This window comes from Pinibacter aurantiacus (assembly GCF_019130065.1).
Taxonomy (GTDB): Bacteria; Bacteroidota; Bacteroidia; order Chitinophagales; family Chitinophagaceae; genus Pinibacter; species Pinibacter aurantiacus.
The window spans coordinates 248,396-271,206 of record NZ_JAHSPG010000002.1 but is presented as its reverse complement, the minus strand read 5'-3'; the positions used below and the strand labels follow the sequence as shown (position 1 = coordinate 271,206).

Annotated in this window: 15 protein-coding genes; 12 read left to right on the top strand and 3 right to left on the bottom strand. The window is 41.9% G+C overall.

Annotated features, from left to right (window positions below; translation table 11 throughout):
• Positions 1-184: 184 nt before the first annotated feature.
• The 11 genes from KTO63_RS04495 to mutL all read left to right on the top strand — a co-directional run bounded on the left by KTO63_RS04495 (position 185) and on the right by mutL (position 18,167).
• On the top strand, positions 185-793 hold the full coding sequence (locus KTO63_RS04495; RefSeq protein ID WP_217789977.1) for an RNA polymerase sigma factor: 609 nt from the start codon (positions 185-187) through the stop codon (positions 791-793).
• Positions 794-1,090: 297 nt separating this feature from the next.
• On the top strand, positions 1,091-2,299 hold the full coding sequence (locus KTO63_RS04490) for a FecR family protein (protein WP_217789975.1): 1,209 nt from the start codon (positions 1,091-1,093) through the stop codon (positions 2,297-2,299).
• Positions 2,300-2,512: 213 nt separating this feature from the next.
• Positions 2,513-5,902 (top strand): SusC/RagA family TonB-linked outer membrane protein, encoded by a 3,390-nt coding sequence (locus KTO63_RS04485; protein ID WP_217789972.1) that lies wholly within the window; start codon positions 2,513-2,515, stop codon positions 5,900-5,902.
• Positions 5,903-5,924: 22 nt separating this feature from the next.
• Complete coding sequence (locus KTO63_RS04480) at positions 5,925-7,466, top strand: RagB/SusD family nutrient uptake outer membrane protein (RefSeq protein ID WP_217789971.1); 1,542 nt, start codon at positions 5,925-5,927, stop codon at positions 7,464-7,466.
• Between the two features lie 39 nt (positions 7,467-7,505).
• Positions 7,506-8,255 (top strand): DUF4843 domain-containing protein, encoded by a 750-nt coding sequence (locus KTO63_RS04475; RefSeq protein ID WP_217789970.1) that lies wholly within the window; start codon positions 7,506-7,508, stop codon positions 8,253-8,255.
• A 70-nt stretch (positions 8,256-8,325) separates the two neighbouring features.
• Positions 8,326-9,963 (top strand): PKD-like family lipoprotein, encoded by a 1,638-nt coding sequence (locus KTO63_RS04470; RefSeq protein ID WP_217789969.1) that lies wholly within the window; start codon positions 8,326-8,328, stop codon positions 9,961-9,963.
• Between the two features lie 183 nt (positions 9,964-10,146).
• The gene (locus KTO63_RS04465) at positions 10,147-11,262 is read left to right on the top strand and encodes a transglutaminase domain-containing protein (RefSeq protein WP_217789968.1); all 1,116 of its coding nucleotides are present in this window, start codon (positions 10,147-10,149) and stop codon (positions 11,260-11,262) included.
• A 95-nt stretch (positions 11,263-11,357) separates the two neighbouring features.
• A complete protein-coding gene (locus tag KTO63_RS04460) occupies positions 11,358-12,458 on the top strand; it encodes a TlpA disulfide reductase family protein (protein WP_217789967.1) in 1,101 nt (366 codons plus the stop codon).
• Positions 12,459-12,593: 135 nt separating this feature from the next.
• Entirely contained in the window at positions 12,594-14,747 is a 2,154-nt protein-coding gene (locus KTO63_RS04455) for a S46 family peptidase (RefSeq protein WP_217789966.1), read from the top strand.
• Positions 14,748-14,848: 101 nt separating this feature from the next.
• Positions 14,849-15,970, top strand: coding sequence for a TlpA disulfide reductase family protein (locus KTO63_RS04450; RefSeq protein ID WP_217789964.1), 1,122 nt, complete (start codon positions 14,849-14,851; stop codon positions 15,968-15,970).
• 316 nt (positions 15,971-16,286) lie between these two features.
• Positions 16,287-18,167, top strand: coding sequence for a DNA mismatch repair endonuclease MutL (mutL, locus tag KTO63_RS04445; RefSeq protein WP_217789962.1), 1,881 nt, complete (start codon positions 16,287-16,289; stop codon positions 18,165-18,167).
• Positions 18,168-18,339: 172 nt separating this feature from the next.
• Here the strand turns inward: mutL and KTO63_RS04440 are convergent, their stop codons facing one another.
• The 3 genes from KTO63_RS04440 to KTO63_RS04430 all read right to left on the bottom strand — a co-directional run bounded on the left by KTO63_RS04440 (position 18,340) and on the right by KTO63_RS04430 (position 21,879).
• Entirely contained in the window at positions 18,340-19,653 is a 1,314-nt protein-coding gene (locus KTO63_RS04440) for a D-alanyl-D-alanine carboxypeptidase/D-alanyl-D-alanine-endopeptidase (protein ID WP_217789961.1), read from the bottom strand.
• Positions 19,654-19,854: 201 nt separating this feature from the next.
• On the bottom strand, positions 19,855-20,991 hold the full coding sequence (locus KTO63_RS04435) for an arginase family protein (protein WP_217789959.1): 1,137 nt from the start codon (positions 20,989-20,991) through the stop codon (positions 19,855-19,857).
• Between the two features lie 111 nt (positions 20,992-21,102).
• Positions 21,103-21,879: an enoyl-CoA hydratase/isomerase family protein gene (locus KTO63_RS04430; protein ID WP_217789958.1), complete on the bottom strand. Its 777-nt coding sequence runs from the start codon at positions 21,877-21,879 to the stop codon at positions 21,103-21,105.
• A gap of 438 nt (positions 21,880-22,317) precedes the next feature.
• Here KTO63_RS04430 and KTO63_RS04425 point away from each other — a divergent pair, with 438 nt between their 5' ends.
• Positions 22,318-22,689, top strand: coding sequence for a hypothetical protein (locus KTO63_RS04425; RefSeq protein ID WP_217789956.1), 372 nt, complete (start codon positions 22,318-22,320; stop codon positions 22,687-22,689).
• The last annotated feature ends 122 nt before the right edge of the window (positions 22,690-22,811 follow it).

Here is a 22,811-nt window from a genome sequence, read left to right as displayed (position 1 = left end):
GTGCCCATCACACATCCTTTAAAAACCCAAATTAGTCCTTTGTTCCCTCCCAAAGGTGTAATTGATCCGTGCTGGCGTGGCATTGCAGGTATCTTAACGCGCAAACATTAGAAACGGCAGGGTTGAAGTTGTGTTACAATCATTGGTTATCCTGACCGGAAAATGACTATTAATTACCGATTATTTGGAGGAGAAGCCAGTGTTTAATGACCATCAAACGTACAGCGAAAAGGAGCTCTATGCAAGAATTGCAGACGGAGATGAACAGGCCTTTTTGCTGCTCTTCAAAACGTTTTCTCCAATGATCCGGCCTTTTACCCGCAAGATCACAAATTCAGAAGCCGATGCAGAAGACGTTATACAGGAAGTATTTGTTCGCATCTGGCTCTACCGCGACCGCTTCACAGAAATTGAGAATCTAAAATCCTGGATATTTACGGTAACAGCGAATGAGTGTATGCGGTACATGAGGCAAAAACTCACTTACGAACGTAAGACGGACGAATTGGTTCATCGCCAGCCGTCGCCGGAGAACAACACTCCCCTGGAGTATGCGCAACTGAATCAAATCAGCCGTTTTGTAAAGGAAGCGGTTGAAGGAATGCCTGCCCAACGCAAAAAAATCTATTCTCTTAGCCGTGACCATGGCATGAAACCCGCTGCTATTGCGGCTGCGCTTTCCCTATCGGTAGGCACCGTCAAGAATGTTTTATCCCGTGCTTTGAATGACATCCGCGATCATCTTGTTGCCAGCGGAATCTCATTGAGCGTGATGCTTTTCCTGCTCCGCTAAACCTCACCCCAGCCCTCTCCAAAGGAGAGGGAGCAGAACCCGCTTCTGCAAGCAACCCCAAGAAGTCGAACTCATAAAAATGATATTCCAAAAAATTTTTGGCTCCGAGTGTTACGTTTTGTTTTGACGTGGTTCTTAATAAAGATCACGCGGCCCACTGAGCATTGTTACCCTTAGCAATGACCTTGGTGACCGGGGTTTTCTCTTCTGTTAATCCTATCCTACGAATCCCACCAGCCATAGCGCTGGTTCATTTAACAACGTCCCTATTACCCATTCGTAACGAACCTGAAAAACATGGAACCAGAAAGAATAAACTACCTGATAGAAAAATATATCTCGGGCAAATTAGCCGGAGATGAACACAGCGAACTGTATGATCTCCTTATTCAGCCAGAGAACAGAATAATGGTGCATACGCTGGTGGAGCGCTTGAGGAAAACATCTGAGAAGCCGGTAGCGATTGATGATGAAGCATCTCTTGCAGCTGTTAGAAATATTGTTGGTGTCGACAAACCAGGATATACAGCCGGTATTGTAAAGCCGATGAACAGAGCCAGGTTAATTGTACGATGGGCCGTGGCAGCATCCGTGATCTTTTTTATGGCTACGGGAAGTTATTTGTGGTTTCAAAACCGCACTGTGCCTTCGGTTAAGCTACAGGCAAAGGCACAACAGGATATTCCCGCCGGTAAAACAGGCGCAATACTTATTCTGGCCGATGGAAGCAAAGTGGTACTGGACAGCCTGGGTAACGGAGTAGTAGCACAGCAAAACGGATCACAGGTGATGTTGAAAAGCGGGCAATTGGCTTATGATGCATCGAGGTCATCATCAACCGAACTGACATACAACGTGCTCAATACACCGAAAGGCAGGCAGTTTCAACTGGTATTGCCAGACGGTACAAAAGTGTGGCTGAACTCAGCGAGCTCATTGAAATACCCAACCACATTTTCCAGTAAAGACAGGAGAGTGCAGTTGAGTGGTGAAGCTTATTTCGAAGTATCAAAAGCAGTTGACAAACCTTTTATCCTGATCCTGGCCAATAACGCAGAGGTAAAAGTTTTGGGTACAAGCTTTAACGTAAACGCTTATGATAATGAAAGTAAAATCAAAGCGACACTATTGGAGGGAAGTGTAAATGTTACTGCTTCCACTTCTTCTGGTGCAGCAAATGGTGAAGCGGCCATTTTAAAGCCACGCCAGCAGGCTCAGTTAACACAGGCAGGCAACGACATCGCTGTTGTAAGCAATGTTGATGTAGACAAGGTGGTAGCATGGAAGAATGGCGTGTTCAATTTCGAAGGCGTTGGTCTTACTGAAATGATGAAGCAACTGGAGCGCTGGTATGACATAGAAGTAGTGTATGAAGGCGAGGTGCCTAACATTGAGTTCTATGGCGAATTGAGTCGCAACAACAGCCTGAACGATGTGATTGCGGCGCTGAAAGATTCAGATGTGCATTTCCGCAGGGAAGGAAGAAAGCTGATCGTTTTTAAGTAAAGCCTCGGTTCGTGTCCCCACGAACCGAAACCGGGTCGCCAACATGTGGTTCGTGGGGACACGAACCAAGGCAAGAAGAAAGCTGATCGTTTTTAAATAAAGATTTTTTTGACATAACAGAAACAGCAATGAGAAAGCCGGAACAACAATCCGGTAGAAAGATTTGCCTGCTCTGAGGATTTCTATTTTTTAACAAGTAAACCAAGACAAATTATGCAAAAAACCGGAAGACGGCACAAGGCTGCCGCCTGGACGCGCAGTTATTTGCCCCAAACATTTCTGTACACCAAACTGACGCTCCTTTCCCTCGCTGTAACTTTTCTAACTGTTGCCACTGTTTGCGCACAGTCTGTAACGTTGTCCGCGAAAAACATGCCCCTTAAAGAAGTATTTACTTCCATTAAAAAACAAACGGGTTATAATTTCTTTGGAAGAAATGAATTGTTCAAAAATGCAAAGCCGGTAAATGTATCGGTTCGTGAAATGCCTTTGTCGCAGGCATTAGCCATGGTTCTGGCTGATCAACCAATTCAATACCGCATCAATGGAAACGACATCATTTTGTCGCACAAAGAAGCGGCGGCTCCCCTGTCACCAGCTCAATTGAGTGCAGACACAAGTGCTCCGCGTACTTTTCCTGTTTCCGGCACTATCTATAACGGAGAAGGGCTGCCTCTGCAAGGCGCAACAATTACGTTGAAAGGAACTACAACCACTGCAGCATCAAACACCAAGGGTCGTTTTATGATCAATGGTGCTTTGGATGACATCCTGGTAATTAGTTACGTGGGCTATTCAACTGCACAAGTCACTGTTGCCAGCGCTGCTCCGGTAAACGTTACATTGACCCTTGATGACAAACGCATGAATGACGTGGTTGTAACGGGGATCTTTAACCGTAGAGCAGAAAGTTTTACGGGTTCTTCTACCAAGATCACTCGCCAGGAATTGCTAAACGCTGGTACTACCAACGTTTTCCAAAGCCTTAGAGCAATTGAGCCAACGTTGAAAATAACTGACGATTTTGTAAATGGATCTGATCCCAATAAAATGCCCAACATGCAAATCAGGGGAACATCTACTTTTCCTGATGTAACAAAGCAATACACAACTGATCCGAACATGCCGCTTTTCATTGTTGATGGATTTGAAAGCACTATTCAAAAAGTAAACGACCTGGATATCAACAGAATTGAAACGGTTACCATTTTGAAAGATGCTGCGGCGAAAGCCATCTATGGTTCTAAAGCAGCAAATGGTGTAGTGGTTATCGAAACCATAAAAGTAAAACCAGGTGAACTACGCATTGATTACACAGGAACGATAAACGTGGAAATGCCCGACCTGAGCAGCTACAACCTGACAAACGCAACAGAAAAACTTGCTTTGGAAAAACAACTGGGTGCCTACAATCCACCTTCAAATGTTCCAATTTTTGGTCTTAGCAAAGACAGCTTGTATTATGCTAACTGGAATCAAATTCAAAACGGTGTAAATACCGACTGGCTTGCACAACCGGTGAAAACCGCTATTGGCTACAAGCACACGCTTAATATGGAAGTGGGTAACGATGCACTGCGTGCAGGTTTAACACTATTTACCGGCAACAATCCAGGGGTTATGAAAGGTTCCGGCCGTGAGAACTTCGGTGGCGCAATGACTTTGATTTACCGCTACAAAAAAATATTGTTCAGAAATGTACTTCAATACACTTCAGTAAAAGCGACCAATTCTCCTTATGGCGATTTCTCTCAATACGCCAGGTTAAACCCTTACTGGAAACCGTACAACGATGATGGAAGCGTGAACATGACGCTTGGCCTTGGACCGGTTTATACAGGTGCTGTTTACAATCCTTTGTACAACGTGCCTTACATGAAAAGCACCAGTCAATATACTGACCTTACTAACAACACCTATCTTGATTATATCTTCAATAGCAACTTAAAACTTACGGCAAGAATTGGTTTTACCAATACGGTAAACGGTTCTGACCTGTTTTATTCAAGTAAGCATACCATGTTCCTGGGCTATGCTGACTCCTCTTTCTTTACCAAAGGAAGTTATACCAAAGGCAACGGAAAAATTTCTTCTGTTAGCGGTGACCTTAACCTGAACTATAACAAATCTTTCGGCAGACACAATGTTTTTGCCAACGCAGGTGCTATTATCCGCGAAGACAAATCAGAAAACTTCCTGTATAACGCTGTGGGTTTTCCAAACGACAAAATGGATAACATCATGTTCGCAAATCAATATGCGATCAATGGTAAGCCTAGCGGAAGCGAATCTCACAACAGAGAAATTGGTTTCTTAGGGGCGGCTAACTATTCTTTCTCCGATAAATACTTTGCCGATCTCTCTATCAGAACAAGTGCTTCTTCTCAATTTGGCTCCAATAACCCATGGGGTTCTTTCTGGTCCGCGGGTATTGGCTGGAACGTGCACAAAGAAAAATTCTTTGCCGGAATGACCAATGTTGTAAAACAATTGAAACTGCGTTCGTCTGTAGGTTATACAGGATCGCAAAATTTCGATTCTTACCAGGCCATGTCATTGTATAGCTATTATACCAACGCATCTTACCAGGGCCAGGTTGGAACTTACTTAAATGGCCTCGCAAACGAAAACCTGAAATGGCAACAGCGATATGATTTCAACGTTGGTTTTGACATGAATATCCTTGATAAGGTAACCCTTCGTTTTGATCACTATCGTTCTACTACGAATAACCTGTTAACGGATATTACAACGCCTCCTTCTATGGGTTTCGCTTCATACAAAGAAAACCTTGGACAACTGTTGAACGTGGGGTACGAGTTTAAGGTTAACTACAGAGTTTTCAGCAATCCTGCCAGCCGTAGTTCTTTGAACATTTATGTGTCAGGCGCATCGAATAAAAACACCATTGAAAAAATTTCCAACTCTTTGCAAAGCCTTACCAAAGTAATGGATGACAGCTCTGCTAAAAGGAATACAAACAAACCATTGGTTCGTTTCCAGGAAGGTCAATCGCTGGATGCTATCTGGGCGGTTAAATCTAACGGTATAGATCCTGCAACAGGAAAAGAAATCTTTGTTAAGGCCAATGGCACCGTTACAGATACATGGGATGTTAATGATAAAGTTGTTGTTGGCAGCAGTCAGCCAAAACTATTTGGTGTGTTTGGTGCAAACTACGAATACAAAGGCTTTAGCATTGGCTTCTCTTGCAGATACACTACAGGCGGCCAGATCTACAACCAAACGCTCGTTGACAAAGTTGAGAACGCTGAAATCAACTACAATGTTGACAAACGCGCTTACTACGATAGCTGGAAACAACCAGGCGACATAGCATTGTATAAAGGTCTTGGCGTAAACAAAACTTCTACACTGGCAACTTCCAGGTTTGTGCAGGAATTGAGTGAAGTGGATATCGCTTCTGTGTATGCAGGGTACGATTTCTACAAATTCAGATTTGTTCAAAAAATGAAAATGCAAAGACTGAGAGTGTTGTTTAATATGAATGATCCTTACCAATACTCGTCTGTGAGAATTGAAAGAGGAACTTCTTATCCTTTTGCACGTAACTGCTCATTCACAGTGTACGCTAACTTTTAATTAACCAACTAGCTATTTTAACATGACACGATTCAAATTCATAATAATATTTTCCGCCGTTGTTTTAGTTACGGCAACATCCTGTAAAAAATGGTTGGATGTACAGCCAAAGACAAAAATTAAATCGGAAGATCTCCTGAGAACTGAGCAGGGGTACAAAGATGCATTGATAGGTGCGTACACTATGATGACAACGGAATCACTGTACGGCCGTGAGTTATCATTTGGTTTTTTTGATGCGTTGGCAAAGGAGTATGACGCTACGTCAAATGCATACACAGATCTTGTTAACGGTACCGGCAACGCGAATGTTTACAAGCTTACAACTGTAAGGCCGAGAATAGACCAGTTCTGGGGTGGATTATACAACATCAACGCCAACGTTAATAATATCCTGGGCAACATTGATGCCGATTCAGCCATTTTTACCGGCAACAATTACTCTATCGTTAAAGGTGAAGCTCTTGCTCTCAGAGCATTTCTTCATTTGGAAGTGTTTAAAATGTTTGCATTAAACGATTCCCTGAGTTTAACACAGCCGGCTATCCCTTATGTGAAAACGCTTTCAACCGGCGTTACCAAAGCCTCCACCGGGGCTCAGGTGTTAGCCTATGTTAGCCAGGATTTGCAGGATGCGGCAACCTATTTGCAAAAAGATCCGATCATTAACGGACAAAAAAAATCATCCGATGTGTTCCTGAACGATCGTAATCTGCGTCTTAATTATTATGCTGTAAAAGGTTTGCAGGCGCGTACGTATATGTGGCGAAAAGATTATGTAAACGCTTTGGCAGCAGCGCAGGCGGTAATGTCTGCCGGTGACCAGATTTTCCCTTGGGTAAACCCTGCGAACCTGATTTCCAGTGATAATAAGAATATAGACTTCACTTTTTCAACGGAACATCTGTTTGCATTGAACGTGTTCAACCTGCAAACCATTTCAAACAACTGGTTTATATCTGCGCTTACCAGCGGCAACCAATTATCCAGGAAAGGACGTACGCAATCAGGCTCTTCCATCACTTATTATTATGAAGGCTTTTTTGAAAACACAAGCATCAATAGTACAGGGTTAACCGACTATCGTTACGCGAGAATTTCTGATCAAAATATAATGCCCGCAGATGCTTCAAGCAACTACTATGTGTCAAAGAAATATTATCAGCCGTCAGGTTATAACTCAAACTACGCGGCCCGCATTCCTTTGCTTCGCCGTTCAGAAATGAACTACATCGCTGCTGAGTGTATTCTAAACGCACAGGGAGATTATCCTACTGCCGTAGGTTATTTGAATGAAGTACGCAGACACAGAGGTATCACAAACGATCTTGCAAGCACTCTGACCCCAACAACGTTACGTACAGAAATTACCAAAGAATACTATAAGGAATTCCAGGGTGAAGGGCAGTTCTTCTTCTATGCCAAAAGGAACAGAAGCGTTCCGGTAAACTTCCCAACATCAGTTAACAGCACAGGTACATGGAGTTACAATACGTTTTATTCGTCGCCTTCTACTTTTTGGTTTTTGCCAAAACCGGATAACGAAACTGAATACAACCCTTAATCGGTAACACCACCATTTCACTTCATTAAAAGTAAAAAAATGAAAACAGTAATATACATCGCGGGCGCATTTGTAGCAGGTATTTTGCTATTCACTGCCTGCAAAAAAAGCAACATTGAAACCTATCAACAGGATGCTCGTGTGTACTTCCGTATACCGGGTGAATTTGATAAAACTGTAACAAGAGATTCTTTGATATACTCTTTCCCTTTTCATCCGAATGTTACCACACAGGATACCATTTGGTTTGAAGCCAACGTGATGGGAAACGCAGCATCGACAGACAGGGAAATTGGTATTAATGTAGTTACCGACAGTTCAACCGCGAAAGAAAATGTAGATTTTAAAATTGCCAGTAACATAATGCCCGCAGGAGCATTCAAAGTAAACATCCCCATCGTTATTTACAAAAAAGCGGTGGTGACGGATTCCGTTTTACGATTGCAGCTTTCTGTAGTGGAGAATAGCAATTTCAAGCTTGGCTATGCAGGCAAAACTAAAGCTGTCTTCCTTTGGGGATATAAATACCTGAAGCCTGACAACTATGATAATTCAAACTATGCATCAGCTTTCGGCACTCCATTTTCAAGAGTGCGTACTCAATTTATTCTTGACTCGTGCCACATCACCAGCTTCCCTGATCCGAATAATCGCGCTTTGATGGGCTACTATAACCAAATAATACGGAACGCCTTAACCAACTATAACAGAACACACACTCCCGCATTAAAAGATGAGAATGGTGTTCAATTGTTCTTTGGTGTGTTTGGTGGCCCGGGACTTGGCTAGTGAAAAATTAAACGCATTGCCTTAGATAAATGCAATGCAGTATTTAGTTCTAAAATGATAAAAGAGACTCATGAAAAAAATTAAGTTAATTATACTATTTTCTTTGACAGCCGTTGCATTTACAGCCTGCTTTAAGGATAAAGGGAATTACGACTATAAAAATCTGAACGCCACTTTTGTGGATGCTTCAAAATTTGCATCACAAATGGTGGTGAGGCAAAATGACATATGTTCAGTTACTCCGACCTTTATGAAAGGAGTAGATCCTTCTAAATTAACATACGAGTGGAGGCTCACAAAGTCTGAATCTACGCCCGGTATTTCAGGAAAATTCATTGATACTGTTTTGAGCACAGCTCAAAATTTGTCTTCAAATATGTATTTCAGCCCCGGCACTTATATGCTGAGATTGCACGTTTCTGATCCTGCTAACGGGAACGTAACGCAAATAATCAATACGCCTTTTACGGTAAGCTCATTTGCTATGTCGGGCCTCATGTTACTGCATGGTGACGCTACGTCCTGCGATGTCAGCATTGTAGTAAACAATAAATTAAATACAGTGGTCCCAGCAGGCGTTGATTCAGTTCAAAGAAATATCTTCTCACTGGTTAACGGGAAAAAAATTGAAGGCGAGGCAAGGTCTGTAAACTTCACGAATCACGGATCTAGTGGTTCTGATAGTAAAGTGTACGTATTTACCTACCCTAACGGCGGGTACAGAACAGAGTTCGGTAATTTGCAAATTCAGGCACCGTATGCTAGTTTCTTTAGCCAGGCTCCTTCAGCTGTAGGTTTTCAGGCATACGGAACACAAGGTGTCAATGAACTTTTAATTAACAACTCAGGCGTATATTACCAGGGGCAAATCAATCCGGTAGGCTTCCAGCCTTTTGGAGTACAAAGTTTTCTAACTGCGTCACCATGGACCTACGCCGCATCTCCTTATTTGGCGATGGATATCGATAATCTGACAGCCGCAAATGCCTCTTATGCTGCAGTGTTCTTTAATACAAATGCAAGAACCTTTTACCTTGCAAACAACACCAATACAGTAGTTGCATTTTCAGGTACTGCTCCTACGGGCGGATTTAGTTTATCAGCTACGGGCAAGTTTATGGAATATGCTGAACAAGGGTACAGCCCAAGCCGTCTTAGCCCATACTATTCTAAATACTGGTATTGTGTAATGTCAGATGTTAACTTCACAAGCCCTATCTCTGCGAAAGCGGGAACACGCAGAGTTTATATAGCTGATCTGGGAAGACTTCCTGATCCGAACTTCCCTACAGACAATACAAAATCGCTCTCTCTTAACAGCAACCAGCGCGGTATAATAGTAGATTCTATTTCTTTGCTTTCACCACAAATAGCAGATGCTAAATATTTCGCATTCGGTAACAAAGGAGATGTAATGTATTACGCTGATAGTTCAAAAATCTATCTCAGCAACAACTATAAAACATCTAATCTTTATTATGACATTACCACTACTTATCCTGGCAATACTATAACATCCATGCAGGTGTTTAAAGTAAAAGATCATCCATATGATGGACAGCTCTTGTATGTAGCCCTTTACGACGGAACACAAAGCACCGTATTGCAAATACCTATTAATGGCATCAACGGAGCAATGACTGGCTCTGTAACAGCTTACACGGGTATTTCGGGAAAAATTTCAGCTATGAATTATAAACCGTTTTAAAATCAATTAATAATTAATAATGAATAATTAATAGGGCAGCATACCTGACAAAAGCACTGTTGCAAGTCTGTTCAAAAATTAGTACCGCTGCAATCTATAACGAATGTTCCCTTATTAATTATTCATTATTAATTATTAATTGGCTTTATACCAACAGTTTTCTCACTAAACAAAAAGTCTTTTATGAAACTCAAAAAAACATTATCAATACTGGCTGTGGCGTCGTCGCTGGTTATTTCAGCATGCTCAAAATCCGGTAATTCCGCACCCGATAATAATCAACAAGACACAACCCATACAAACAATTTTCCGAAGCCGAAGAGCCTTCAGGAGATGTCGGACCTTTTATCAGCAGCTATTAAATTGCTTACGCCAACCATTTACATGGATCTGTCTGCTATGAATTTGACAGCTGACCAGATAAACGTTACTGGAATCAACGCTTTTCAAAACGTAATAAACAAAGACAGTTCTTTGAAATATGCTTACACAACAGTGCAGACCTATAACCAACTGGCGAAGGTTCTCCAGTATGATATAAAATACATGCCCTTTAAATTAGGTATAAATCCAAACACAGTACCAGCCGGCACTAAAAAGGTCAACAGCTACAATGATCTGATCACTGCTGTAACAAGTTCTCCATTGGGACAAGAAATTCCTATTGCCATTACAAACAAAACGCTTGACGTTACTACCATGCAGTTGGTGTTGGGAGCTCAAACCGGATATGGCTTTATTGTCTATACTTTTAACGCCGACGCCACTTCTATTACCGCCGCCACTTCCCCTAAGGGACTGCCAAACTCTACAATAGATATGAATGACTGTATAGCACGAATCAACAGGTGCAAAGATTCAGTTACTCAAATTTTGGCGCGTATCATAACGCCTGGTATGACAAACGATCAAAAATTTACCGCCATCTATAATTATGTGGCACCTACCTCTTACGATTACAACTTCAATACCCCTAGTTTGGATTTTAACTCTCAGACAGCTTTTGGTGTTTTTGTAAACAGGAAGGCTGTTTGCGGTGGCTATTCGTGGGCATTAAACATGTTGGCAAACGGTGCAGGCATTCAATGCTACAATGTTTCAGGATATGGCAGTAATGTGGCGCATGCATGGACCAGGGCAAATTATAATGGTGGCTATTATTATTTTGATGCAACATGGGACAACTCTTTCACTGCTCCACGCACCTATCAATATTTTTCTCTGACAGAAGCTGCTTTGCTACAAAAAAATCATACTTGGAACAATACTATGGTGAATGCCTTGGTAGCTGAAAAATAATTCGTTAAAGAGCGAATGCAATTCGCCTTTACAACACCCTTAACCCCTAACCTCATTGCTCATTTTTATAAAAAATTAAACAGTTAAAAGAGAAAATGATTCAATTTAAGTATTTGCTGGCGCTGGCTTTCACCTCCGCAATTCAGCTAAGCAGTTTTGCAAATGACAACAAATGCACTGTTAGCGGAAATATTGCCGGCCTGCAACAAGAGGCTAAAGTTTTTGTGATACGGAGATCTGGAGAACATGGCGCAGATACCGTTGCCCGATCAATGACCAAACCGAACGGCGATTTTTCATTCGACCTTCCAGCCACTTTATTCAGCGATGTTTATGAATTAAGATTTGGCGGCGTTCGTTATGGTATCGATTTCATTGCAGAGAAAGGCAACGTAGAGATAAAGGGCAACAAAGATAAATTGTATACAGCCACAATTGCCGGTACGCCGGAAAATGATCGTTACAACCAATATCATCAATTTTACTTGCAGCAAACTTTTAAGCGCAATGAGATGATGATGAGCGCGACTGCTTCGAGAGAGGAAAAAACTGCCCTTTTTAAACAGCAGGACGACGAAAAAAAGCACTATACGGATTCTGTTATCAGGAACTATCCAACCTCATTGGTTGCACTGTACATGGCGAAGGAACCATTGCCAATGATGAAGTACAATGAGATAGACTCAATGCTGAGCATTTTCAAACCTTACTTCGCAAAACACAAATATTACCAGGAGATGAAAGAGCGCGCCGATGTGTTACGCAAAGTGGTTAGCGGTGTTGCAGCTCCTGACTTTAATGTGCAGCGACCAGATGGTTCCAAAATCTCTCTTTCTTCTTTTAAAGGTAAATACGTGATGCTTGATTTCTGGGCCTCATGGTGCGTGCCGTGTCGTGCAGAAAACAAACATAACAAAGCCATCTATGAAAAATTTCATCCTTATGGGTTAGAGATGATTTCTTTCTCATTGGATTCCGATAAAGGCGCATGGAAAAAAGCCATCGAAAAAGATGGTCTTGTGTGGCACAATGCTTCTGACCTTGTAGGAGGTAAACTGTCGCCCGTTGCACAAAAGTATGGCATCGACGGCCTGCCTGCAGTATGGATCATCGATCCAAACGGAAAGATAATAGCAGAAGGATTAAAAGGTGAGGCAATAGACAAAATGCTGGAAACCATCTTCAGTACAAAATAGTAGACCGCTTCGCGTCCAATGTTGCCGCAGAGGTACAGAAACACAGAACAAAATAAATGACCTCTGTGCTTCTGTGTTTCTGTGGCAAATATTTGCGCCGCAGGCGCATTCTTTTAACGATTGAATTAACTTATAATGATCAATACGAAGCCTCTTTTAAAATGGCTGGTGCTTGTTGTTTATTTATTTTCTGTTTCACTTCAGCTACGTGCCGATGATGGCATGTGGCTGCTGGCACTCCTGAAGCGCTACAATGCACAGGAACTAAAAGCAATGGGCCTAAAAATTCCTGTCGAGCAACTAACCGGAGAGAACGAAGGAGCATTGAGCGAGGCCGTGATAGCATTCGACAAAGGATGCACTGGTTCTATTATTTCCAACAATGGGTTAATACTTACCAACTACCATTGCTCGTACAGTGCCATTCAGCAATATGTGGGGCCAACCAATGATATTTTTCAAACAGGTTTTTGGGCAAAGTCCTCACAAGAAGAATTGCCTGTTAGCGGCCTTACCATTACCATCAATAAAAAAATCCTGGATATTACTGATGAGGTGAAAAGTCAAATGAGCAATGCGACTTCAACCAATAAGTTCCAGGATGTGATGACTACAGTTACGGAAAAATATAAAAAGCAGTATCCGCAATATAAAATTCAGATCAAGCCTTATAAAAACAACAGCATTTTCATTCTTTATCTGCAATTGCAATACAGCGACGTACGATTAGTGGGTGTAGCTCCTAAAAACGTAACAAAGTTTGGCGGAGAAACAGACAACTGGATGTGGCCAAGACAAAGCGCAGACTTCGCTTTCTTTAGAGTATATGGAAACAAGAATAGTGCTCCTGCTTCTTACTCTCCTGCAAATGTTCCACTGGCAGTAAAAACATATCTGCACATTTCAAAAGAAGGATACAAGAAAGGCGACTTTGCAATGTCGATGGGCTATCCTCAGCAGTCAGATAGAAACGCTACATCATTTCAAATTGAAGATAAAACGCGGTCCTTCAACAATCCAATGATTGCTGTTCGCAAGATCCGTCAATCCATTTTGGAAGATGAAATGAGCAAGAGCCCGGCAATCAAACAGCTCTATGCGGAAAAGTATGCCACCTCTGCTAACTACTACAAGAACGCAGTGGGCATGAATTACTGGATCGATAAATTAAATATCATTTCAAAAAAACAGGCTTTTCAAAATCAATGGACAAACTGGGTGATGCAGGATGACAGCAAAAAGGCATCTTACGCCACAACATTGCAAGACCTAAAAGCTGCGTTGGATGCAAATTCCAGCACAAAAAGAGCACAGACTTATTATTCTGAAAGTTTCTCAAATGCATGTGAAGTCATTCAGTTCATTGGAGCCTTTGGCACTTCGCTTAAAAATTATGCAACAGATTTTAAAAGCAAACCTTCGGTATCAAAGAATATTTTAACCAATACGTCTCATTACTACAAAGGCTTCAATATCTCTGTTGATAAACGCGTAACTAAAGAAGTATTAAAGCTGTTAAAAGATAGTTTGCCTGCCGAATTTTTGCCGGACATATTTGTCACAAAAAATCTTCAGTCACCTCAAGCCATTGATCAATACGTTGACGAAGTGTTCAACACTTCTGTGTTTTGTGATGGTGATAAATTGCAGAGCTGGCTGAAGAGCCCAACCGGAACATTGGAAAATGATCCTGGCATGCAGTTGTATAATTCCATTCATGAGAAAGACTGGCAAATATTCAAAACCTGCCAGGCGAATGCAGACAAGAGCCGCAGGTTTATTTACTCCTACTACAACAGCGTTTCTGAGTTTAAAAACAACGATTACTATCCGGATGCAGACAGAACAGAAAGACTGTCTTTTGGCACTATTTCAGATCTGCAGGTAGATGGAAAAACGATCCTGTATCAAACTACGCTCAATAGCCTGATAGCTAAAGCTGATAACACGAGCATCAAAGACTACCAGCTAAACAGCAAACTCAAAGATATCTGGCAAAGCAAGGACTACGGAACATTTGGAAGCAACAACGATATGCCCGTTTGCTTTATCACAAATGGCGACGTAACAGGCGGTAACTCCGGAAGCCCAATGATGAATGGCGAAGGAAAACTCATTGGCCTTGTTTTCGACTGCAACTGGGAGTCCATGACAAGAGAGTTTAACTACGAAAAAGATCTTCACAAAGTCATTTGTGTAGACATCCGCTATCTGCTGCTGATCACACAAAAGTTTTCAGGATCAGACAGAATTATTAACGAGATCGAAAAAGCAAATCAGAAAAGTTAATAGTTGTTAGTTAATAGTTGTTGGGCTTGAGGTTAAACATTTCCTACAAACAACTATCAACTAACAACCAACAACTTTCTTCCACCATTAAAATATTTACAATGAAAAAACTAGCTCTCTTATTAGTAATGCTCCCTGGCATCAGTGCATGGGGATTTGGACAAGAGTTCGAACTGAATGGCAAGTTGAACGCATTTAAACCGATCGACAAAATTCTATTTTCTTACAACGACGGTCAAACGAGGATCTCAGACAGTGCAAGCGTAACAAATGGCAGCTTTCAAATTAAGGGACACGTCGCTGAACCTGTAGTGGCATTTATGTCCATCGTATACACGCGTAAACCAGGACAGCAAGTTATTGACGATGTGTTACAATTTTGGTTAGAACCTGCAAATATTGGCATGACAGCCACTTCTTCTTTGAAAAGCGCAAAATTTACCGGATCTAAAGGTCAGCCAGATTACGCAAAAATTACGGCGCTTGAAAAACAGTTCTCTCCGCGTTATGAAAAATTGCTGAATAATCTTACTGCAGCACGCAGAGCGGGAAAGAAAAGCGAAATAGAAAGGCTGGGAAGGGAATTGGATTCAATTAAAGCAGTACATGCAGAAGAGCTTTACGCCAATTTTCTTGATAAAAATCCCAATACACCCATAGGGCTCTATGTGGTAAATATGTACAAAGGTTTTCAACCAGATGCAAACATGGCGCTGGCCCTGTTCAATAAACTGCCCGAAAATCTTCAACAGCTTCCTTCAGGCATTGAAATGAAAAAGAGAATTGAGACTTCACAAAAAACGGCAGTCGGCAAATATGCTATGGACTTTACCCAAAACGATACATTGGGCAAACCCGTTTCCCTTTCTTCTTTTAAAGGAAAATATGTACTGCTGGATTTCTGGGCGAGCTGGTGCCACCCTTGCCGCGCAGAAAACCCTAATGTGGTAAAAGCTTTCAACAAATACAAGGATAAAAACTTTACCGTTGTTAGCGTTTCTTTGGATAACAGCAAAGAAAAATGGTTAAAGGCCATTCACGATGATGGTATGCCTTGGACGCACGTGAGCGACCTAAAGTATTGGAAAAATGATGTTGCTAAACTATACGGCATCAGTTCCGTACCACAAAACCTGCTGATTGATCCCCAAGGAAAAATCGTTGCCAAAAATTTAAGAGGCGAGGCTTTGGAAGAGAAATTAGCGGAACTTATCAAGCTTTAATAAATAAAAGATCAAAATTCAAAAGCCTGTTTCCGGGGAAACAGGCTTTTTTATCCTATCCGCTCTCCAAAGCTTGTAGCTTTGGAGCTATATTCTATCGCCTCTGGCGATCTACTTGTTGCCAAAGGCAACAAAATAATGCTGCAAGGCTACAAGCCTTACAGAGCAAAAAGTGCAAATTCGCCCGTCTTTTGTATTTCCTCTGTGTCTTCTGTGGCAATATCAATGTTTGCATACGTCCGCCCCACGCATTTTCAAATTTTCAAATCTTCAAATTTTCAAATTAACCTAATTTCGCAAAAAGGGGACGACGACTTTGACAGATATAATTCAATTACTACCAGATAATATAGCCAACCAGATAGCTGCAGGAGAAGTGATCCAAAGACCGGCAAGCGCCGTAAAGGAATTGCTTGAAAATGCGGTGGATGCAGGTGCTACCGAAATAAAACTGATCATAAGTGATGCCGGCAAGGCACTGATACAGGTAATAGATAATGGAAAAGGGATGAGCGAAACCGACGCACGCATGTGCTTTGAGCGCCATGCCACTTCCAAAATTCAACAGATCGACGATCTTTTCCACATCCGCACCATGGGCTTTCGAGGAGAAGCGCTGGCTTCCGTAGCAGCAGTATCGCAGGTGGAACTGCGAACAAAAAGAGCAGAAGACGAAACCGGAACCTGCATTGAAGTCGAAAACAGTTTGGTCATTAAACAGGAACCCATTGCGATCAATACGGGTACGAGCATTGCGATGAAAAATCTTTTCTTCAACATTCCTGCAAGAAGAAATTTCTTAAAAAGCAATGCGGCAGAAATGCGCCACATCGTGGATGAGTTCATCCGCGTGGCAATGTCATTCCCGCATATTTTCTTTTCACTTACCTCAAACAATCAGCAGCTTTTTCATTTGGAAAAGGGCACGCTGAAACAACGCATCATACAAATACTCGGCAACCAGTACAACGCAAAACTCGTAAGCGTTCAGGAAAACACCGATTACCTGAACATCCAGGGTTTTGTGGGCAAACCGGAAACCGCAAAGAAAACCCGCGGCGACCAATACTTTTTCGTGAACAACCGCTTCATTAAAAGTGCGTACCTCAATCACGCGGTAATGAACGCCTACCAGGAAGTGATCGCAACTGACAGCTTCCCCATGTACGTGTTGTTTATTGAACTGGACCCTGCCCAAATTGATGTGAACGTCCATCCAACAAAGCAGGAGATCAAATTTGAAGATGAAAAAATTGTGTACGCATTTGTGCAGGCTGCTGTAAAACACGCATTGGCACAGTTTAGTATTACACCCACACTCGAGTTTGATATTGATGTAAATATTCAGCAATCGGAAGCCGTAAGCAAACCATTTACGCAAGACAAACAGTCCGCTGCTGCTTCATCCAACTTATACCAATCTTTCACGCAAAAGAACCAGGCACATTTTATTGATACAGGCAAAAGCGAACTGAAACATTGGAAAAGTTTTTACGAGCCATCTTCTCAGCCTGTTGAAGAAAAGTTTGAATACGAAAAACAATTGCCTGTACAAAGCGATGACGCAGGCATGGACTATGCCACGGCTGATCTGCTGGGGTTTGTAAAAAAGAAAAAACATCAGTTTACTGATGATACTGTTTTCACCCAACTTCATGGCACTTACATTATAGCACCCGTCGAAGATGGTTTTTTATTAGTCAATCAACAAACGGCCCACGAACGCATTTTATACGAGCGTTATGCAGCTGCACTGGTTGGCAGATCGATTTCTATTCAAAGAAGTTTATTTCCTGCAACAATAGAATTGTCTCCGCAAGATTCAGCTATGCTGAATGAGCTTATTCAGGATCTTTTGCAATTGGGATACCAGGTAGAACCTTTCGGTTTAAACACGTTTGTGATCCAGGGTACGCCTGCCGATTTGGAAGAAGGAAATGAAAAAGCAGCCATCGAGCATTTGATGGAGCAATACAAACATTTCAGCAGTGATGTGAAATTTTCCAAGCGGGAAAAACTGATTCGTTCACTGGCGTGGCAGCATTCTGTAAAAGCCGGTCGTTACCTGAACATAAAAGAAATGCGCAAGCTGGTGGAAGATCTGTTGGTGTGTGCACAGCCAAATACCACACCGGGTGGTACACCAACATTCGTAGAATTTAAAGGTAGTTATTTGCAGAAATTGTTCAATGCGTAGAGACGCATAATAATGCGTCTCCGTTACACCTGCAACCTAGCCCGATTAATATCGAACACACCGGATTTCGGGAGACGCATGCAATGCGTTTCTACGGGCACCCGCGATCTGTTTAAATATATTCGGAAACGTTGATTATCGGGAGACGCATTATTATGCGTCTCTACCACCATCAATATCGTTCATACACCTCCAGCAAAAACTTCTCTATCGCCTTTCTCACATCCACATTCGCTGCATGGTGATTGTTAATCAGAATGGAAAAAACCAACTGTTTATTACTGCGTGTTGTAAAATATCCGCTCAGGGCAATTTGCCCTGCCAGCGTCCCGGTTTTGGCATACAAATTATTTGACAGCGTTTTATAGTAACCTTTCAGTGTACCCGTGTTACCCGTTGGCAAAATAGTCGAAATGCGCTGCCACGAAAATTCATTTTTCATTTTACTCAGGAGCCACACAAAATCCTGCGGCGTAAATAAATTGTAGCGGCTAAGCCCGGAACCATCCACCCATGTTGGATTTTGGGGCAAATCTTTATAAACAGAATTCAGTAATGTATCAATAACGCGGCCATCGTTCATTACGCCGAGTTGTTTATTGGCAACCATCAACAGCGTTTGCTCCGCCATAAAATTATCGCTGGTATGGATCATTGCGCGAAACATGGAATCTGTAGGTTGCGATTTCTTTACCTGCCAATTACCGGAAGGCAATGTTTCTGCAACCGTAACCTCTTTTTGCAATGTATCTTTTAATAATTCCAACGCAGACGTTACACCTTTTGTATAAAAAGGGACCTCTACCACTTTCAGAATTTCTTTTCCCTGGGATATTTCAAAAACGTTTTCGTCTCTTCTTCTGATAACGTTGAATGCCGAAGTTCTGGCCGGGTTGAATTTTACTTTCCAATCAACTTCCGGTTCGGAATACACGATATTGTCTTCCGCACTTGAAGCACCTTGCTGGCGAAGTTGTGTCCATTTGATCACGTTTCCGTACACCGGCAGCGGGCTGCGTTCTGCCATATAGTAAGAACTGTAATCGTCCCATGCCCAGCCATAGCCAAGCGGTTTTTCCTGCCAGTTACTATCTGTTATGTAAACTTTTTTAGCCGTTTGCTGGAGCCATTTTACAACCGGCTGATTTAAAAAATCCGGGTGCAAAAACGTAGGATCTCCGGTGGGTTGTAAGTAAATCGCATCCTTTGTTTCCTGATAATGAATGCCGTCAATCGAGTCACCAAGAAATTTCATGCCGGCGTACAATGTAAAAAGTTTTGTATTGGAAGCCGGAACAAAATATTTATCTGCCTGGTAATTGTACCAGTACTTATTTGCCGAAGGCTCATAAATGCAAATGCCCACATGTGCAGCCGCAAGGCTTTTGTCTTTGATAAGATCTCTGGTGGCAGCTTTATCAATCTTTTTCTGCAGGGAACAGGAAACCAGGCACAGAGAGAGAACGCAGATCTTTATGATTTTCATGATTTTCCATGATTTGAAATTGATTTGAAATTAGGGTTTCCTGACATAAAAACCTTCGTCTCACACAATTTTAAATCTCAAAAATAAGCACCGCCTGCACAAACAAAATGCTAAATAAAAAGCAAGGTATTAGACCCTGAAGAATTCTTAATTCTTAATTATTTCAAGCATGTTTTATTGCAGGGCGAATGCAATTCGCCCCTACTGCCTTTCTTGCGCCCTCAACCATCTCTCTGGCAGCTCGTTGCTGCTGGCTTGCAGGTAATCTTTGTGTGAACAGGCGATAAAAGTTTCATCCGGCAGGCGCATCCACCAGCGGCCGGTTTTTTTGCTTTGAAGGAAAGTGGTTTCTATTTCAGAAAAGGTGAGATGATATTCATAAAAACTGTCGCGTTCGTCAAGCGTTGCTTCCATTTTTCCGCGACTGGCTCCGTCCATCAGGTACCAAAGCATGTGGCTGATCTGTTTTGCCGTAAGGCCGTCTTTATCGAGTTTTTCATCAAAACCATAAATACCAATGGTGCTGATGTTTGGGCTCATGCCCGCATAACGCATAAGAATGCACGCTTCTTCACCGATAAAGCCATTTGGGGAAACCGCACCTGCCGGTGCATAGGCATGTGCAAACGCAGCCATATCGAAGCTCAGCATATTGCTGTTGCGGATCACCGGCTCCATTTCTTCCATAAACTCTTTTGCATGTCCTACACGGAAGCAATCAAAGCGAAGCTTATCGATTGTTTCCAGCATATGCGGATGCACATAGTAGCTTTGAAAACCAATGTGATTATAGTGCTTTATAAAGTTGGGTTCACCCGTAAGCATTTCCATCAGGAAATTGTCCTTGCGCAAAGGCGAATCTATGTCGAGATTAATAAGCGCATCTATGCAGGTTGCTTCAATAATTTGAGTGCGTTGAGAATACACATAGTATTGAGCAAGTGTCATGTCGTGGGAGCCACCGAGAATGACCACAGTTTTTCCCATGTCAATCAATTCTTTTGCGACCATTTTTACGACCGCATAAGAATCGTTGAGAGATGCACCTGTTTTTACATTGCCCAAATCGGCAATTTGTAAATTGGTATGCCAGTAATAAAGCGAGTAAAATTCCTGGCGTATAGCATCTGCAGCCAGTGAAGGAGTATTTGCAAACCCTGCTCCACGTGTTTCCTTACAGCCGATAAACACAAGATCTACTTGTTCAATATCCGGCAACTCATCTTCATACACGTGAATTATTTTTCCTATTTGGCCATCTTTGTAACCTTCATCATTATTAAGTGCAGCAAGGTTAACAGGTTCTAAAAAGTCAGCAAGGCTTTGTAAATCACTCATGGGGCAAAAATAATTGAATAACTCAATAACTGAATAACTGAGTGGTTGAAAGTTGTAATGCCAAACTGAAAATCAACCATTCAGTTATTCAGTCATTCAGTTACTCAGTTATTACGAGACTTTCTCCCTCAACCTCTCCAGCGCCATCTGCGCTTCCTCACCCAAAATAAGCTTCGCACTAATGCCGGCGCGGTAGTATAGAAGTTCGTCCCAGTTCTCACAACCCTTCCAGAACATGTTTTTCATTTCCCTCATCGCATCGGGGTTAAAGTGAGAAAGTGAATCTGCAAGACGTTTGATGGATTCGTCCATATTTTCTACTGAAGTGTGCACCTCGGCATACAAACCTTTACGTTTGGCCCAATCCGCATTGCGCCATTTTGTGGCATCTATTGCAATATTGCTGAATGCTGCGGCTCCAATCTTTCTTTCAACTGCCGGTCCTATTACAAATGGCCCTATACCTATAGAAAGTTCACTAAGTTTTATTTCAGCAGCGTCCGTGGCTATTGCGTAATCAACTGCGGATGCAAGACCCACACCGCCTCCAACACATCTGCCCTGTATACGGCCAATGATAAACTTTGGACATTTACGCATTGTGTTGATCAAATTGGCAAAGCCCATAAAAAACCGCTTGCTTTCGTCGAGATTTTTAAGGCTCTTCAGCTCGTCAAAAAATGCACCGCTGCAAAAAGTACGATCGCCATCCGAGCGAAGCACAATCACTTTGGTATCATTGTCATTTGCCGCAGCATGAATAGTGTGTGCAAGTTCTTCTAACAGTTTTCCGGGAAGAGCATTGCTTTGGGGGTGGTAGAATTCAATGGTGGTAATGCCTTTGGAATAATCAGTCCTTACGTGGCCATTGTTAATTTCCTTGATCATTGTTTTCTGTTTAATCGTTAATCAATCCTCTTTTATATGGCAGCTCTCTGTATAAAGTTACTCAATAAGAATGTTCGTTTTATGCAAAATAACATCTGTATAACCATAGCATTCAAGCCGGTGCCACGTGCAGGCTAACAGATCTGACAGGTTTTTGAAACCTGTTAGGTCTGGGTGCAGCAAAACGCGAACGAGCGGCGTTCACAGAATGTTCATTTTATACAAAATACCATCTGCATAATCATAGGAAACCAGGGTTTTGGCAAAACCTGCCCAATAATATGATGAGAATCATATTTGCTCGCCAAAGCCTCATATACATAACGTTATACTTTTTGAAAAATTACTTTTAAGCGAAACATTCGGAATTTCAATAATAAAATTTTAAATCTCAGGCCGCGGTTACTAGTTTTGCATCAAATTGCCAAAGCAAACAGTTTGAAGAAGTTCACCGCCATATTTTTCCTGATCATTATAGCTGCTACCTCTTTCAATAAAGTGGTGGTATTGACGGACTATATGCTGAACAAAAAATACATCGCCACCGTTCTTTGCGAAAACAAGGCCAAGCCGATGATGCATTGTAACGGTAAATGTCATTTAAGAAAACAACTTCAAAAAGAAGAAGAGCAACAAAAGAAAGAGGGGCAAAGTGCACAGGAAAAATTTGAAGTACAATTTTGCAGCATTTCTTCCTTTATCTCTTTCGAACCAACTTATTCAGAGAATTCTATCAAACATACTTCCTCATACAGCAACAGTTACGCATTTACTGCTGTTAGTTCACTCTTCCATCCTCCTTGCGCTTAGGCTGTTTCAGTTTTCATTACGCTAAGATGTACGTTGTACGAAGTACGATGTACGAAATAATGTAAAGTGTACCATTCAAACGACTATTGTACACCGTACATCGTACTTCGTACACATTTTCA

Excerpts from the sequence above, each read along its gene's own strand:
- KTO63_RS04490 (WP_217789975.1), top strand. The coding sequence starts at position 1,091 with ATGGAACCAGAAAGAATAAACTACCTGATAGAAAAATATATCTCGGGC.
- KTO63_RS04485 (WP_217789972.1), top strand. The coding sequence starts at position 2,513 with ATGCAAAAAACCGGAAGACGGCACAAGGCTGCCGCCTGGACGCGCAGT.
- KTO63_RS04480 (WP_217789971.1), top strand. The coding sequence starts at position 5,925 with ATGACACGATTCAAATTCATAATAATATTTTCCGCCGTTGTTTTAGTT.
- KTO63_RS04475 (WP_217789970.1), top strand. The coding sequence starts at position 7,506 with ATGAAAACAGTAATATACATCGCGGGCGCATTTGTAGCAGGTATTTTG.
- KTO63_RS04470 (WP_217789969.1), top strand. The coding sequence starts at position 8,326 with ATGAAAAAAATTAAGTTAATTATACTATTTTCTTTGACAGCCGTTGCA.
- KTO63_RS04465 (WP_217789968.1), top strand. The coding sequence starts at position 10,147 with ATGAAACTCAAAAAAACATTATCAATACTGGCTGTGGCGTCGTCGCTG.
- KTO63_RS04460 (WP_217789967.1), top strand. The coding sequence starts at position 11,358 with ATGATTCAATTTAAGTATTTGCTGGCGCTGGCTTTCACCTCCGCAATT.
- KTO63_RS04455 (WP_217789966.1), top strand. The coding sequence starts at position 12,594 with ATGATCAATACGAAGCCTCTTTTAAAATGGCTGGTGCTTGTTGTTTAT.
- KTO63_RS04450 (WP_217789964.1), top strand. The coding sequence starts at position 14,849 with ATGAAAAAACTAGCTCTCTTATTAGTAATGCTCCCTGGCATCAGTGCA.
- KTO63_RS04440 (WP_217789961.1), bottom strand. The coding sequence starts at position 19,653 with ATGAAAATCATAAAGATCTGCGTTCTCTCTCTGTGCCTGGTTTCCTGT.
- KTO63_RS04435 (WP_217789959.1), bottom strand. The coding sequence starts at position 20,991 with ATGAGTGATTTACAAAGCCTTGCTGACTTTTTAGAACCTGTTAACCTT.
- KTO63_RS04430 (WP_217789958.1), bottom strand. The coding sequence starts at position 21,879 with ATGATCAAGGAAATTAACAATGGCCACGTAAGGACTGATTATTCCAAA.